The sequence below is a fragment of the Delftia sp. S65 genome (genome assembly GCF_016516495.1).
Classification (GTDB): domain Bacteria; phylum Pseudomonadota; class Gammaproteobacteria; order Burkholderiales; family Burkholderiaceae_C; genus Comamonas; species Comamonas acidovorans.
Genome location: NZ_JACVUR010000076.1, coordinates 1 through 13449, shown reverse-complemented (window position 1 = coordinate 13449; position 13449 = coordinate 1). Strand labels below are relative to the sequence as shown.

The 13449-nt window shown below is 68.9% G+C and carries 11 protein-coding genes; 1 reads left to right on the top strand and 10 read right to left on the bottom strand.

Going from position 1 to position 13449, the window contains the following annotated elements:
- Nucleotides 1-136: 136 nt before the first annotated feature.
- Entirely contained in the window at nucleotides 137-406 is a 270-nt protein-coding gene (locus IAE24_RS29485; protein WP_043825622.1) for a hypothetical protein, read from the top strand.
- Nucleotides 407-462: 56 nt separating this feature from the next.
- Here the strand turns inward: IAE24_RS29485 and IAE24_RS29480 are convergent, their stop codons facing one another.
- From IAE24_RS29480 to IAE24_RS29435, 10 genes are all read right to left on the bottom strand, one after another.
- Nucleotides 463-3009, bottom strand: coding sequence for a TonB-dependent siderophore receptor (locus IAE24_RS29480; RefSeq protein WP_199962491.1), 2547 nt, complete (start codon nucleotides 3007-3009; stop codon nucleotides 463-465).
- Between the two features lie 163 nt (nucleotides 3010-3172).
- On the bottom strand, nucleotides 3173-4183 hold the full coding sequence (locus IAE24_RS29475; protein WP_199962490.1) for a FecR domain-containing protein: 1011 nt from the start codon (nucleotides 4181-4183) through the stop codon (nucleotides 3173-3175).
- Nucleotides 4180-4689 carry a sigma-70 family RNA polymerase sigma factor gene (locus IAE24_RS29470; protein ID WP_047327597.1) on the bottom strand — a complete coding sequence of 170 codons (510 nt, stop codon included), beginning with the start codon at nucleotides 4687-4689 and terminating at the stop codon, nucleotides 4180-4182. Before IAE24_RS29470 ends, IAE24_RS29475 begins: the two co-directional genes overlap by 4 nt.
- 105 nt (nucleotides 4690-4794) lie before the next feature.
- Entirely contained in the window at nucleotides 4795-7329 is a 2535-nt protein-coding gene (gene fhuE / locus IAE24_RS29465; RefSeq protein WP_199962489.1) for a ferric-rhodotorulic acid/ferric-coprogen receptor FhuE, read from the bottom strand.
- 141 nt (nucleotides 7330-7470) lie between these two features.
- On the bottom strand, nucleotides 7471-8454 hold the full coding sequence (locus IAE24_RS29460; protein ID WP_199962488.1) for a FecR domain-containing protein: 984 nt from the start codon (nucleotides 8452-8454) through the stop codon (nucleotides 7471-7473).
- Between the two features lie 5 nt (nucleotides 8455-8459).
- Nucleotides 8460-8963 carry a sigma-70 family RNA polymerase sigma factor gene (locus tag IAE24_RS29455; RefSeq protein WP_199962487.1) on the bottom strand — a complete coding sequence of 168 codons (504 nt, stop codon included), beginning with the start codon at nucleotides 8961-8963 and terminating at the stop codon, nucleotides 8460-8462.
- Between the two features lie 88 nt (nucleotides 8964-9051).
- Nucleotides 9052-11496 (bottom strand): TonB-dependent siderophore receptor, encoded by a 2445-nt coding sequence (locus tag IAE24_RS29450; RefSeq protein WP_199962486.1) that lies wholly within the window; start codon nucleotides 11494-11496, stop codon nucleotides 9052-9054.
- 88 nt (nucleotides 11497-11584) lie between these two features.
- Nucleotides 11585-12598 (bottom strand): FecR domain-containing protein, encoded by a 1014-nt coding sequence (locus IAE24_RS29445; RefSeq protein WP_199962485.1) that lies wholly within the window; start codon nucleotides 12596-12598, stop codon nucleotides 11585-11587.
- Nucleotides 12577-13083 carry a sigma-70 family RNA polymerase sigma factor gene (locus tag IAE24_RS29440; protein ID WP_199962484.1) on the bottom strand — a complete coding sequence of 169 codons (507 nt, stop codon included), beginning with the start codon at nucleotides 13081-13083 and terminating at the stop codon, nucleotides 12577-12579. Before IAE24_RS29440 ends, IAE24_RS29445 begins: the two co-directional genes overlap by 22 nt.
- 119 nt (nucleotides 13084-13202) lie before the next feature.
- Nucleotides 13203-13449: TonB-dependent receptor domain-containing protein (locus IAE24_RS29435; RefSeq protein WP_200016415.1), on the bottom strand; the 247-nt coding region annotated here is incomplete at its 5' end.

Below are 13449 nucleotides of genomic sequence, written 5' to 3'. Positions count from 1 at the left end.
GGCCCAGGCCATGGGCTGCGGGTTTGAAGACGCGGCCGAGATGCGCCGCGCTGAAGCGGCCGAGGCAGCCGCCAAGGCCATGGCGCAACTGCTCGACTGCCGCACCCAAGAGCCGGTGCGCCCGCAGGGCTGAGGCATGGCCATGGACAAGGAGAAGGACAAGGGCACCACCAGGACACAGCCCCCCAGCCTGCACCAGTTGACCAGCGCCATCACCGAGATCCACGGCAGCGTGCAGGAAAACTGCGCCGAGATCTCGGCCCTGGCGCAACTGGCCCTGGCGGCAGTGCATGCACCGCAGGAGCACCACAGCCAGCAGGCCCTGGCCCATGCGCTGCGCGCCATCCGCGACAGTGCCGACCTGCTGGCCGGCCATGTGAAGGTGGAGGCCCGGCGCGTGGTGTGATCCCCCGCAAGGCCGCTGGCTGCACAACGGCGGCCCGAACGCCTGCGCCGCCGTCCTCAGAAGCTGCCGCGCAGCGTGAGCATGGCGTGGCGCGGTGCGCCATACAGGTTGTTGCTGAACGTTGTGCCCAGGGTCTGGTAGTAGGTCTTGTCGAGCAGGTTGTTGATGTTCAGCGTGACCGTCCAGCGCGGGTCGATGCGGTACTGCACCATGGCATTCCACAGCGCGTAGCCGCCCTGCGTGAAGTCAAAGGGCACGGACGTGCCCGCCGCCGACAGCGCCGTGCCGCTGACGTAGTGCGTGCTCTGGATCTGGGCGCTGCCGCCCACTTTCCAGCGCGACAGCTCGCCCGGCAGCGTATAGGCCGTGGACAGCTTGAACAGGTGGCGCGGCGTGATGCTGCTGTAGGTCTTTTCGGTGCTGCGGTCGCGGGTGTTGTTGAAGGTGTAGCCCGCTGCCAGCTGCCAGCCGGGCTGCAGCTCGCCGCCCAGCTCCATGTCGAAGCCCCGGCTGGTGACCTTGCCCTGTGCCAGGTAGCAGCAGTTGCCGCTCCAGCGGCTGTTGCTGGTCTCGTAGCGCGGGTCCACCACGGCCGTGCCCGTGCGCTCCACATTGAAGAGGCTGAAGGTGGCGTTCAGCCGCCCGTCCATCAGCTCGCCCTTGAGGCCGGCCTCGTAGCTGGCGCCCTTGACCGGCGGCAGCGAGGTGCCCGGCGCCGGGCCGGCCATGCTCAGCGCCTGCGGCTTGAAGATGGACGAATAGCTGGCATAGGCCGACCACTGGCTGTTCAGGTCATAGATCACCCCGCCATAGGGCGTGATCTTGGTGGGTTCCTTGAACGGCGTGTTCGACCAGGGCGTGCGGTTGCCCTGCGCATCCAGGTTCCAGATCGACTGCTGGAAGTCGTAGCGGCTGGCGCGCGCACCAAGGATGAGGTGCAGCCTGTCCGTGGGATGCAGGCGCAGCACGCCATAGCCGCCCATCTGCTTTTGGCCCCAGGGGCCGTAGCGGGTGTTGAAGTAGGTTTCCGTGGGCGGCGTCCAGATGCTGGGAGCAAACGGATTGCTGGCCACGGTGCCGCTGCCCGTGAAATTGGCGCTTTGCCAGAAGCTTTCCACGCGCTGCCAGTCCGCGCCCAGCAGCAATTCATGCGTGCGGCCCATGAGCTGGAAGGGACCGCCCAGGCTCAGGTCCACCACCTCCTGCGTATTGCCGGACTGGATGTGGCCGCCGCGCCAGACCGCACCCGCCAGGGTCTGCGGGTTGATGGCGCCGCCCATGTAGACCCAGAAGCGGTCCAGCTCGGTCTCCACGCGCGAGACGTTGAGCTTGGCCTTCCAGCGGTTGTCGAACTTGTGCTCGAGCTGGGCGAACAGCTCCTTGGTCTCGTAGTCGTAATACGCCCAGGGCTGGGTGAAGTTGGTGTGGCGCGGCAGGCCCAGGCTGCTGCCGTCGGCAAAGCGCGGCAGGCCGGCATAGTCGCCGTTCTCATGGGTCTTTCCGTAGCTGCCGCCCACGGTCAGCAGGGTGTCGGGCGTGAGGTCGGCCTCCAGCACGCCGTAGAGCGAGGGCTTTTCGCTGCTGCGCAGGTCCATGTAGGAGTCGCCCTTGTGGTAGGACAGCACGGCGCGGCCGCGCACGCGGCCGTCGTCGGCCAGCGGCGCGCTGGCATCGAGCTCCACGCCGCGCCGGCTCCAGGAGCCGGCCGACAGCGCGGCCTTGAACTGCCGCTGGGCCAGCGGCTTCTTGCGCACCAGGTTGATGATGCCGCCCGGATCGCCCACGCCGCCCAGCAGGCCCGAGGCGCCGCGCATGACTTCGACGCGGTCGTAGAAGGCCATGTCCTGCTGCGGCGAATAGGTGTAGGCGCCCAAAGCCAGCGGCGCGCCGCCGTCGATCTGCATGCTGGTGATCTGAAAGCCCCGCGAATAGAAGTCGCCCACGGTATTGGCCACGACCACGCCGGGCGTGAGCTTGAGGGCCTCGGTCACATCGGTCACGCGCTGGTCGTCGAGCTGTTCGCGTGTGACCACCGATACCGACTGCGCAATCTCGCGGAACGACTGGTCTGTCTTGGAGGCAATGCTGGTCACGCGGCTGGTGTAGGAGCCCGTGCCTTCGGTCGTGCCGTCACCGGCGCGGCGCGCGGCCACGCGCACCTCGGCCAGCGACACCGCGCGCGGGGCAACGTCTGGCGCCCGGGCATCGGGCACGGCGCGCTGGCGCAGCACATAGCCGCCTTGCGGCTGCACCGCCGCCTCCAGCCCCGTGCCCTGCAGCAGCGCGGCCAGGCCGGCCTGCGCGGTGTGGCTGCCCTGCAGCCCCGGGCTGCGCAGGCCCTGGACCTGGTCCTGGGTGAAGGACAGCAGCAAACCCGAGTCGCGCCCGAAGCGGTTGAGCGCGTCCTCCAGCGTGCCCGCCGGAATCTGGTAGCTGCGTGTGGCTGCTGTGGCGGCCGTGGTGTTGACGGACGGCGAAGGCGCCTGCGCCCACAGGTTGCTGCTCAGCCCCGCGCAGGCCAATGCCAGCAACAGGCCACGGGACGGGACGACGGAGGGGCGCAAGGCGCAGGGAAAGCGCCGGGGCGCTGCGGGATATGCCATGGTGTGCGAAGGACGGGGCCTGGAAGGAAAAGACAAATGGATGGATGGACGAATCGATGGGCGGGCCCGGCATGGCAAGCCCCCCTCTTCCTCCATGTCCCGCGAGTTCTCGAAACAGACCACCTCGGGCGCAGATTTCTTCAAAAAAACTGCGCAGACCCCTTCAAGCCCCTGCCGCCTTCTTGCCCACCACCACCTCGCGCCGGCCCCACCAGCGCGTCGTGGAGCGCAGCTCCAGTCCCGGCAGCGCACCGATCACGGCCAGCACGCGTGGCACCTCGGCCAGCGGATAGGTGCCTGAGATGCGCAGGTCGGCCACTTCGGGCTCGCAGGCCAGGGCCGCATCGCTGTACGGCTGCAGCGCCTCCAGCATCCGGGCCAGCGGCATGCCGCGCGCCACCAGCATGCCCTCGGTCCAGGCGGTGCTGTCTTCATGCACGGCGGTGGCTGGCGAGACGCCATCGGCCCTCAGCGTGGCCTGCTCGCCCGCCTTGAGCACCAGCACACCCTGGCCGGCCAGCCGAGGCGTCAGGCGCACGGCACCCTCGAACACACCCACCTGGAAATCACCATCCGCGAGCGCACGCACGGAAAACCGCGTACCCAGGGCCAGCGCCTCGCCCGCAGTGGTCTGCACGGCAAAGGGCCGGGCGGGCTGCTCGGTGTCCTTGGCCGTGGTGACCAGCACCTCGCCCTGCAGCAGGCGCAGGCGGCGGTGCCGGGGACCGTATTCGATATCCAGCGCGCTGGCGCCGTTGAGCACGATCTGCGTGCCGTCCGGCAACGCCATCTGCCGACGCTCGCCCCGCGCCGTGCGTGCATCGGCCACCCAGCCCTGCCAGGGCAGGCACTGCTCCAGCTGCCAGGCAATGCCGGCACCAAAGGCCGCAACGGCCAGGGACTGGATCACGCGCCGGCGAGCGGAACCACGCGGAGCCAGCGCAGCCCGGGCTATCGGTGACTGCGGCGGCGCCACCAGCCCAGCCAGCCGCTGGTTGACGGCAGCGATGCGCTGCCAGGCCTGCTCGTGCAGCGGATCGGCCGCGCGCCAGGCCTGCCAGGCTTGCCATTCGCGGGCCAACTCATCGGACAGCTGGCCATCCTGGTGCTTCAGCCACCACTCGATGGCGCTGCGCGCTACCTCGGGCGGCAGGCCGGCTCCCGGCGCCGTCATGCATCCACCGCGAAATAGCAGTGCATGCCGGCCTGCACCAGGTAGCGCTTGATGGTGGTCAGCGACAGGCCCAGCTCGCGCGCAATGTCGGCCTGCTTCATGCCGTCCAGCTGGGCCATCAGAAAGGCCCGCCGCACGGGGGCTGGCAGGCCGTCGAGCATGCGGTCGATCTCGTCCAGCGCCTCCAGCAGCAGCGCGCGCTCCTCGGGCGAGATGGCAAAGGACTGCGGCGCCTGGGCCAGCGCCTCCAGATACGCGCGCTCCAGTTGCTGGCGCCGGTAGTGGTTGGCCAGCACGCGCTGCGCCACCGTGGTCAGGAAGGCGCGCGGCTCACGCGCCTGCACAGGCTCGTCGCGCGCCAGCAGGCGCACAAAGGTGTCGTGCGCCAGATCGGCCGCCTGGTGCACATCGCCCAGCTTCTTGCGCAGCCAGCCCTGCAGCCAGCCGTGGTGGTCGGTGTAGAGCGTGGCGACTTCGCGGTGAAGGGAGGTTTCGGCGGCAGGCATGGCGCGGGAGGAGGAATGCGTGGGCGGCTGGCCCGAAATATGAGATCAATTCTCATTTGCATTCTAACGGTTGGCCTGCGCTGTTGCCCCCGCCGCCCTGTCCACTCAGAACTTGTAGTTCAGCACCGCCATGGCCTGGCGCGGCGTGCCGAACTGGCCCTGGCCGTCGATGTTGACGTAGTACTTCTTGTTGAAGAGGTTGTTCAGGTTCAGCTGCAGCGAGAGCCTGGGGCTGAAGGCATAGCGCGCCATGAGGCTGGCGGTGGCGAAGGATTTCTGCTCGAAGACCAGGTCATTGCCCGCCACGAAGACGCTGGCGCGGGTGCGGCTTTGCCATTGCAGGCCGCCGCCCACGGTGAGCTGATTCCATCCACCGGGCAGGCGGTAGGAAGTGAACAGCTGGGCCTGGGTCTTGGGCGCCCAGGCGTTGATGGACAGGCCCTGGGCGTCACGCGCGACGGTGTGGGCAATGCCGGCCGACAGGTTCCAGCCCGTGGCCAGCTCGCCCGAGACCTGGGCTTCGAAGCCCTTGCTGGTCACGCCCTTGGCGCCGTAGTAGGCGAAGTCGGTGGTGCCGGGCACGACCTGGCCTTCGTCCAGCTGGGCCACGTTGTCCTGCTGGATGCGGAAGACGGACAGCGAGCTGTTGAGCCTGCCGTCCAGGTGCTCGCCCTTGATGCCGATCTCGAAGCTCTTGCCCGCCACGGGGTCCAGGTAGCTGCCGCCACGGTCGCGGTAGTTCTGGGGCTGGAAGATGTCGGTGTAGCTGGCATAGGCCGAGAAGCCTTCGCTCAGGTCCAGCACCAGGCCCGCGTAGGGGATGAAGACGTTGTGGTCGCGCACCTCGCTGAGGCTGCGCACCTTCCAGCTGCTCTGGCGCCCGCCTACGATGAGCTTGACCGGATCGGCCAGCGACAGGCGCAGCGCGCCATACAGCGCGTCCTGGCGCGTGTGGTCCAGGCTGCTGGTGGTCAGCGGCCCCCAGGTGGGCTCGGCATAGGAGCCGTCCCATTGGTAGTAGTTGCCCACGTCCTGCAGGGGGCTGGTGCGCGCATGGCCGGCCTTGTGCTCGCGGGCACGGCTGCTGCTCAGGCCGACAACGGCCTCATGGCGGCGCCCGCCCAGTTCCCAGCCGCCCGTCACCTGCAGGTCGGCGCTGTTTTGCTGGAAGCTGTATTCGGAGTAGTTGGGCAGGGCTGCCATGCCCAGGCCGGTGGTGATGTCGGGCTGGCGCATCAGGTACAGCAGCTTGGCGTCGTAGGCGCTGTCGCGGTGCACGAAGTTGGCCTTGAGCTTCCAGTCGTTGCCGAAACGGTGCTGCAGGTTGGCGAAGATGTTTTTGTTGGTGCTGTTCCAGCGCGTCCAGTTCGCGGCCGTGGTCTTGGAGGTGCTCCAGTCGGCTGGCATGCCGTTCGTGAAGACCAGCGGCAGGCCGCCCCAGGTCGAGCCGGTGGGCCGGTTGGACTGGTAGTCGGCGCCCACGCTGAGCGTGGTGTCGGGCGTGAGGTCGGCATCGATCACGCCGTAGAAGACCTGCTTGCGCGCGTGGTAGAGATCCACATGGGAGTCGCGCTCTTCGGCCATGCCTGCGACGCGTGCGCGGATGCGGCCGTCCTGCGTCAGCGGCATGGACAGGTCCACCGTGCCGCGATGGTGGTTCCACGAGCCCACGCTGGCCGAGGCCGAGCCCGTGAACACCTTGCTGTTGGCGTGCTTGCGCACCATGTTGATGGAGGCCGACGGATTGCCCGCGCCCGTGAGCAGACCCGTGGCGCCGCGCACCACTTCGACGTGGTCATAGATGGTGGTATCGGTGCCCGAGTCACCGTAGAACGACAGGCCGATGGAGGTGGGCACGCCGTCGTACTGCAGGTTGTCCACGTAGAAGCCGCGCGAGTAGAAGTCCGAGCGGTCGCTGTCCGAGCTGACGACATGGATGCCGGTGACGCTGCGCATGGCGTCGTTGAGCGAGAGCAGGCCCTGGTCCTCAATCTGCTGGCGCGTGAGCACGCTGACGGACTGCGGCGTGTCGCGCAGCGACAGGCTCAGGCCCGTGGCCGCCGCCGTGGCCGGCGTGGTGTAGGAGCCCGAGCCTTCGGTGGTGGGGCTGGCCTGGGCCGAGGCCGTGACCAGCACGGTCCTGAGTGTCTGGGAGGACCCCGCGCCTGCCGCACCCGCAGCACCCGCCGCGCCGGAGGCGGCCGGCACCACAGGCATCTCGCGCAGGGTGTAGCCGCCACCGGCCGAGCGCACGGCCGCCAGCGGCGTGCCCAGCAAGGCGCGGTCCAGCGCCTGCTCCACGGTGAAGCGCCCGCTCACGCCGCCGCTGCGCAAGCCTTCGGTGACGGCCGAGCCGAAGGTGACCAGCACGCCGGCCTCGCGGCCGAGCTGGTTGAGCACGCTCTCCAGCGGGCCGGCGGCAATGTCGTACTGGCGTTGCTGCGAAGCACCGGCAGCCGGCTGCGCCCAGGCCTGTGCCGGAGCCAGGGCACCGGCAGCTGCCAGCCCCGCCAGCGTGCCAGCGCACAGCACCTGCAGCGCCAGCGCCACCGGACGTAATGCCGGGGCCGCCTGGGATGGGCGGACGGTGGAGGCGGCAGCCTGCCGCATGGAGTTCTGGCGCATGGTCTGAGGGCGCATGGAAAGGCCTTGTTGCAATGGTTGTAGAGAAGCGTTGGCGCACGCTGCGGTGCGCTCCTGTCTCTGTTGACAGCCATCGCCGGCAAATCAGCTCAAATTTTTTTCAGGAAAGTGCGAAGGCCTTCATGCCGGCCGTGCCGCTCATGCCTTGCCCGCCCCGGCAGGCCGCACCATCACCCAGTAGCGCGAGAAGGAGTGGATTTCCACGGGCAGCGACGAGGTCAGCGCGGCCAGCACGCGGTCGGTGTCGGCCAGCGGATAGGCGCCGGAGACGTGCAGGCCGGCCACGGCCGGGTCGCAGCCCAGGCGCCCGCGCCGGTAGCGGCCCAGCTCGGCCAGGAAATCCTCCAGCCGCATGCGCGAGGCCACCAGCATGCCTTCGGCCCAGGCGCTGGCTGCCGTGTCCAACACGCCGGAGTGCACGGCCTGCTGGGCCGTGAACGTGCCCTGCTCTCCTGCATCGATGCGCTGCGCGGCATGCGGGGCATGCGCGGGCCGCAGTTGCACGGCACCTTGCAGCACGCCCACTTCAACGCCGGACTCGCGCTCGCGCACCGTGAAGCGCGTGCCCAGGGCCTGAACGGCGCCCATGGCGGTCTGCACGATGAAGGGACGGTGCAGGCTGTCCGGCGCGGTCTGCACGAGGATTTCGCCACGCACCAGCTCCAGCACGCGCTCGGCCGCGCCGTAGCGCAAATTGAGGGCGCTGCCGGTGTTGAGCACCACGCTGCCGCCTTCGGGCAGCGGCAGCCGGCGCTGCTCGCCCACGGCAGCCACCTGGTCGGCCGTCCAGCCGCGCCAGGCCTGCGAGCGCACGACGGCCGCGGAGCCTGCGCCCGAGACCAGCAGCACGGCCAGCGCCTGCACCGCACGGCGCCTGCCGGCCGAGCCGGGTGCGGCCAATGCGGCCCGCGCCAGCGGCATGGGAATGCCGGCCATCTGGCTGCCCATGGATTCGATGCGCTGCCAGGCGGCCTCATGCTCGGGGCTGGCCGCACGCCAGCGCTGCAGGCCAGCGTGCTGCCGGGCCTGGGCCTTGCCGGAGTTCAGTTGCAGCCACCATTGCACGGCCTGGCGGGCCACTTCGGCAGAAATGGGGGAAGAAGCGGAAGGGAACGCCTGCATGCCGCCTACTCCGGGAAGAAGCAGCGCATGGCCGCCTTGGCCAGATGCCGCTTGACGGTGGAGACGGAAATCCCCAGCTCGGCAGCGATCTCGCCATGGCCGAGCCCTTCGAGCTGGGCCAGCAGGAAGGCCTGCTTGGCCAGCGCGGGCAGGCGGCCCAGGCGGCGGTCTATCTCCACCAGGGTCTCCAGCACCATGAGCCGGACCTCGGGCGGCGGCGCCACGGGCTCGGGCATGGCGGCCAGGGCATCGAGATAGGCCTGCTCGATGGCGCGGCGGCGCACCTGGTTGATCAGCAGGTTGCGCGCAATGGTGGTCAGGTAGGCGCGCGGTTCCTGGAGCTGGTCCAGGCCCTTGGCGCCCAGCACCTTGAGGAAGGTGCTCTGCGCCAGATCGGCCGCGTCGAAGGCATTGCCCACCTTCTTGCGCAGCCAGCCCTGCAGCCAGCCGTGGTGGGCCAGGTACAGGGCTGTGACTTCTCGGTACTGGGTGGCGGAGGCGGATTGCATGGCAGGTCCCGATTCCCTTGGGGGCGGGGCCCACAATCAAACAAGAATCATTCTTATTCGATTGTATCCATGCCAACCTGTCTCTGTTTCAGAAGCGGTAGCGCGCCGTCAGCAGCACATTGCGCGGCGCCCCGAAATGGTTGTTGTCCTGGGTGCTGCCAATGGCCTGGTAGTAGTACTTGTCCGTGAGGTTGTTGACGTTCAGCCGTATATCCAGCTGCCGGCTGAATTGGTAGCTCGCCATGAGGTCCACCAGCGTATAGCCCCCCTGGCGCACGCCGTAGCCGGCCGAGCGGGTCTCGCTGCGCGTGCGCACGGATCCGCCCAGGGACCAGCGCTGCCAGGCGCCCGGCAGCTGGTAGCGGGCCGACAGCTTGAGCAGATGGCGCGGGGTCTGGGTGTCATAGGGCGTGCCGGCCTTGGCGACGTCCGAGTCGCGGACATGCTGCGCCCTGTTGTAGGTGTAGCCGGCCATCAGCTGCAGGGAGGGCGTGACGGCACCCGCCACCTCGAACTCCACCCCCCTGCTTCGCACCTCTCCGGTCTGCGCATAGCAGGACGCCACATTGGGACTGCACTGCGATTGCGGCAGTTGCAGCGGCAGATTCTTCTGGTTGATCTGGAACAGCGCCGCGCTGGCCTGCAGCCGGCCCTGGGCGTACTCGCCCTTGATGCCAAGCTCGAGGTTGCGTCCCGTCACCGGGTCCAGCAGCGCGCCTCTGGCGCCCTGGTTGCTCTGGGGCTGGAACACGCCGGTCCAGCTGGCATAGGCGGAATGCCGGCTGTCCAGCGCATAGACCAGGCCTGCATAGGGCGTGATGCGGTCATGGACCCGGTACCTGCTGGAATCGCTCCATTCCCCCGAGCGCGTGAGCATGTCGTAGGAGTAGGAATCCACGCGCGCGCCCAGCAGCGCGGTCAGGGGCTGCGCGACGCTCAACCGCAGTGTTCCGTAGGCACCCAACTGCCGCTGGTGGCCGCGCCGCGACCACAGGGTGTTGATGGCCGGCCGGGCAACGGAGCCCGGGTCCCAGGTCATGGGGTCCACGATCTGCTGGTAGTCCGACGGCCACCCGCCAGGCCCGTCGTCGTCGCTGTTTTGCCTCACGCTGGCGCCGAAGACCATTTCATGGGTACGGCCCAACCATTGCCAGGGCCCCTGCGCGAAGGCGTCGAGACTGTATTGGGTCTTCTTGTAGGCATAGGCTCCCACGCCCTGGCCGAAGTCGGCGGAATCTTCCAGCGGATACAGGTAGGTCCCCAGCATGTCCATCTTCGCCTGCAGCACGCGTGCGGTCAGTTGGGTCTTCCAGCCGTTGCCCAGGCCATGCTCCAGTTCAGCGAAGAGGCTGGCGTTTTCCTTGTTCCAGTAGGCCCAGTCAGGCGTCACGCGCGCCGATCTCGACAGCGGGTAGAAGCTGCCGTCACGCCGCGTGGGCAGGCCGTTCCAGTCGGCGCCGGGGTTGTCTTCCCTGTTGTAGTAGCCGCCCAGGCTCAGCCGCGTGCGCGGGGCGATATCGGCCTCCAGCGTGCCGTAGACCAGTTGGCGCTCATGGCGGTACGCCCGCTTGAAGGTGTCCGTATCCTGCAGGGCCACCACGGCGCGGCCTCGCAGCGTACCGGCCGCATTGAGCGGGCCGGACGCGTCGATTTCGCCGCGCAGGTTGTTCCAGGAGCCCAGGCTGCCCGTCAGCGAGACCTGAGGGGCATCCGTGGGGCGCTTGCGCACGAGGTTGATGGTGCCGGACGGATTGCCCGTGCCCGTCATCAGTCCGGCAGCGCCGCGCAGCACCTCCACGCGGTCGTACATGGCCATGGTGGCCAGGCCCTGCGTGTCGTAGTCGAAGGCCAGCGGCACGCCATCGGCCAGGAAAGAGTTGACCTCGAAACCCCGCAGGAAGAACTGCGTGCGTTCTCCGCCTCCGATCTGGCGTGTGCTCAGGCCCGTGGCATCCAGGGCAACCTCCTCCAGCGACTGAAAACCGCGGTCATCGATCTGCTCGCGCGTGATCACGCTCAGCGATTGCGGGGTCTCGCGCTGCGACAGGCCCAGCCGTGTCGCCGTGCTGCTGGGTCCGGTGGCCGCATAGCTGCCCGATCCTTGCGTCACGGCGCTGCGCTCGGCCTGCGCCGTGACCAGCACCTCGCCCAGCGCGGTGGCGCCTGCCGCCTGGACGGCCTGGGTCGCCTGCCTGCGCAGCGTGTAGCTGCCATCGCTGCGCGCCACCATGTCCAGCCCGCTGCCGGCCAGAAGGCGCTGCAGCGCCTGCTGCGGCGCATAGTGGCCGGACAGGGCCGGGCTGGTGAGCCCTTCGGTCAGCGCAGGATCGAAGGACAGCGAAATGCCCGCCGCCGTGGCCACGCCAGCCAGCGTGCGGCCCAGCGGCCCGGGCGCGATCTGGTAGGTCTGGGCTGCGGGGGCCGGTTCGGCCGCCTGCACGGCGCCTGCGGCCAATGCCATGCCCAGCAGGGCCAGGCGGGCGGCATGCGCCAGGGGATGGAAGACGGGATGCGGCATGGGTACGGCAGGCATGGAAATCGGTCCTTGGAGGCGGTGAAGAAAGAAGCTCTTTCCCCGTTGCCAGCCGAGATCCGAAAAAGTGTCACCCTGCCTCGATTTTTTAGTTCCTGGCGACCACGGTGATCCAGTAGCCGCGCATGCGTGTCTGCACGTCGACGGGATAGGTGGAGGCCAGCATGGTCAGCGTCCGGTCCGTATCGCCCAGCGGGAAGGAGCCGGACACGCGCAGCGCGCGCACCTCGGGCGCGCACTGCAGCAGGCCGGGCCGGTAGCGCGACAGTTCGGCGCAGAACGCGGCCAGCGGCATGGCGTCGGCCATCAGCATGCCGTGGGTCCAGGCCGTGACCTCGGGCTGCAGGGGCTGGGGCGCGGTCACCTCCCCCGCTCGCAATACCGTTTGCTGACCGGCTTGAACGACCAGCGCCGGGCTGGCGGCGCCGCGCAGCGTGACTTCCACGGCTCCCTCGGTCACGGCCAGGCGCACGGGGCCGCCGTCCGCCCTGCCCCCTTCTTGCCGCACGGTGAAGCGGGTGCCCAGGGCGCGCAGCCGGCCATGGGCTGTGTCCACGACAAAGGGGCGGTGCGGTGTGGCGGTATCTGCCGCCGTTTCTATGGAAATCGCGCCTTGGCGCAAGATGAGCAGGCGCAGTGCGCCATCAAACCGGATGTCCACCGCGCTGGCCGTGTCCAGCAGGAGGCGGCTGCCATCGGCCAGATGCTCGGTGCGGCGCTCGCCGGTGGCGGTGCGCAGGTCGGCGCCCCAGCCGCGCTGGTCCGCCGCATACCAGGCTTGCCAGGCCAGCCAGCCTGCAGGCGCCACGGCCAGCAGCGCGGCCAGCCGGGCCACGGTGGCGCGGCGCTGGGCGCGGTGGCTTCGGGGCCGGTCCAGTGCCGGCATGGCCAGCGCTGCAGGCAGGCCGCCCAACTTGCCCAGCAGCCGCTCGGCACGCTCCCAGGCCAGGGCATGCTGTGGGTCGGCCTGGCGCCAGCGCTCGCAGGCGGCGCGGTCGGCGTCGGTGGCGCCGCTGTCGTGCAGGCGCATCAGCCATTCGGCGGCCTCGTCGAGCACGCGCGCTTGCAGGGGCGTCTCCATCACGCCATTGCCACCAGGCATTGGCGAAACGCCTGGGCCATGTAGCGCTTGACGCTGGTGAGCGAGACCTCCAGCTGCTGCGCGATGTCCTCGTACTTCACGCCGTCCAGCTGGGACAGCAAAAACGTGCGCCGCACGATGGGCGGCAGCGCGTCCAGCATGGCGTCTATCTCGTGCAGGGTCTCCAGCACCAGGGCGCGCCGCTCGGGCGAAGGCGCCACAGGCTCGGGCAGCGCGGCCAGGGCTTCGAGGTAGGCCCGCTCCAGCGCCTGGCGCTTGTACCAGTTGACGAGCACGCCCTTGGCCACCGTGGTCAGGTAGGCACGCGGCTCCTGCACACCGGCCAGGTCGCGCACGCCCAGGATGCGCACAAAGGTGTCCTGCGCCAGGTCCGCCGCATCCGCCCCGTTGCCCAGCCTGCGGCGCAGCCAGCCCTGCAGCCAGCCATGGTGGGCGGTGTACAGGGAGGCGGCTTCTCGGTGCTGGGGGGTGGAGGCGGATGGCATGGCAGGTCCCGATTCCCTTGGGGGCGGGGCCCGCAATCAAACAAGAATCATTCTTATTCGATTGTATCCATGCCAGGGAGCGTGCAACCGCGCTTTCGACCGGCCTGATGCCGCAAGGCCTACCAGATGTACCCGAACCGAACCACCATGTTGCGCGCTTCGCCATAGTTGCAGGCATTGGCGGAAAAGCACGACGCCGTGTGGTACTTGTCGAACAGGTTCTTCACCGTCAGGCTCACGCTGGCCCCGCGCCAGTCACTGCGCATCTTTCCCAGGTCATAGCGCAGCGAGGCATCCACCAGGGTGAACGACGGTACGCGGAAGCTGTTGTCCGCATCGCCCCAGCTCCAGCCGATGTAGCGCGCC

Excerpts from the sequence above, each read along its gene's own strand:
- IAE24_RS29470 (WP_047327597.1), bottom strand. The coding sequence starts at position 4,689 with ATGCCTGCCGCCGAAACCTCCCTTCACCGCGAAGTCGCCACGCTCTAC.
- IAE24_RS29445 (WP_199962485.1), bottom strand. The coding sequence starts at position 12,598 with ATGCCTGGTGGCAATGGCGTGATGGAGACGCCCCTGCAAGCGCGCGTG.
- IAE24_RS29480 (WP_199962491.1), bottom strand. The coding sequence starts at position 3,009 with ATGGCATATCCCGCAGCGCCCCGGCGCTTTCCCTGCGCCTTGCGCCCC.
- IAE24_RS29475 (WP_199962490.1), bottom strand. The coding sequence starts at position 4,183 with ATGACGGCGCCGGGAGCCGGCCTGCCGCCCGAGGTAGCGCGCAGCGCC.
- IAE24_RS29455 (WP_199962487.1), bottom strand. The coding sequence starts at position 8,963 with ATGCAATCCGCCTCCGCCACCCAGTACCGAGAAGTCACAGCCCTGTAC.
- IAE24_RS29450 (WP_199962486.1), bottom strand. The coding sequence starts at position 11,496 with ATGCCTGCCGTACCCATGCCGCATCCCGTCTTCCATCCCCTGGCGCAT.
- IAE24_RS29485 (WP_043825622.1), top strand. The coding sequence starts at position 137 with ATGGCCATGGACAAGGAGAAGGACAAGGGCACCACCAGGACACAGCCC.
- fhuE (WP_199962489.1), bottom strand. The coding sequence starts at position 7,329 with ATGCGCCCTCAGACCATGCGCCAGAACTCCATGCGGCAGGCTGCCGCC.
- IAE24_RS29460 (WP_199962488.1), bottom strand. The coding sequence starts at position 8,454 with ATGCAGGCGTTCCCTTCCGCTTCTTCCCCCATTTCTGCCGAAGTGGCC.
- IAE24_RS29440 (WP_199962484.1), bottom strand. The coding sequence starts at position 13,083 with ATGCCATCCGCCTCCACCCCCCAGCACCGAGAAGCCGCCTCCCTGTAC.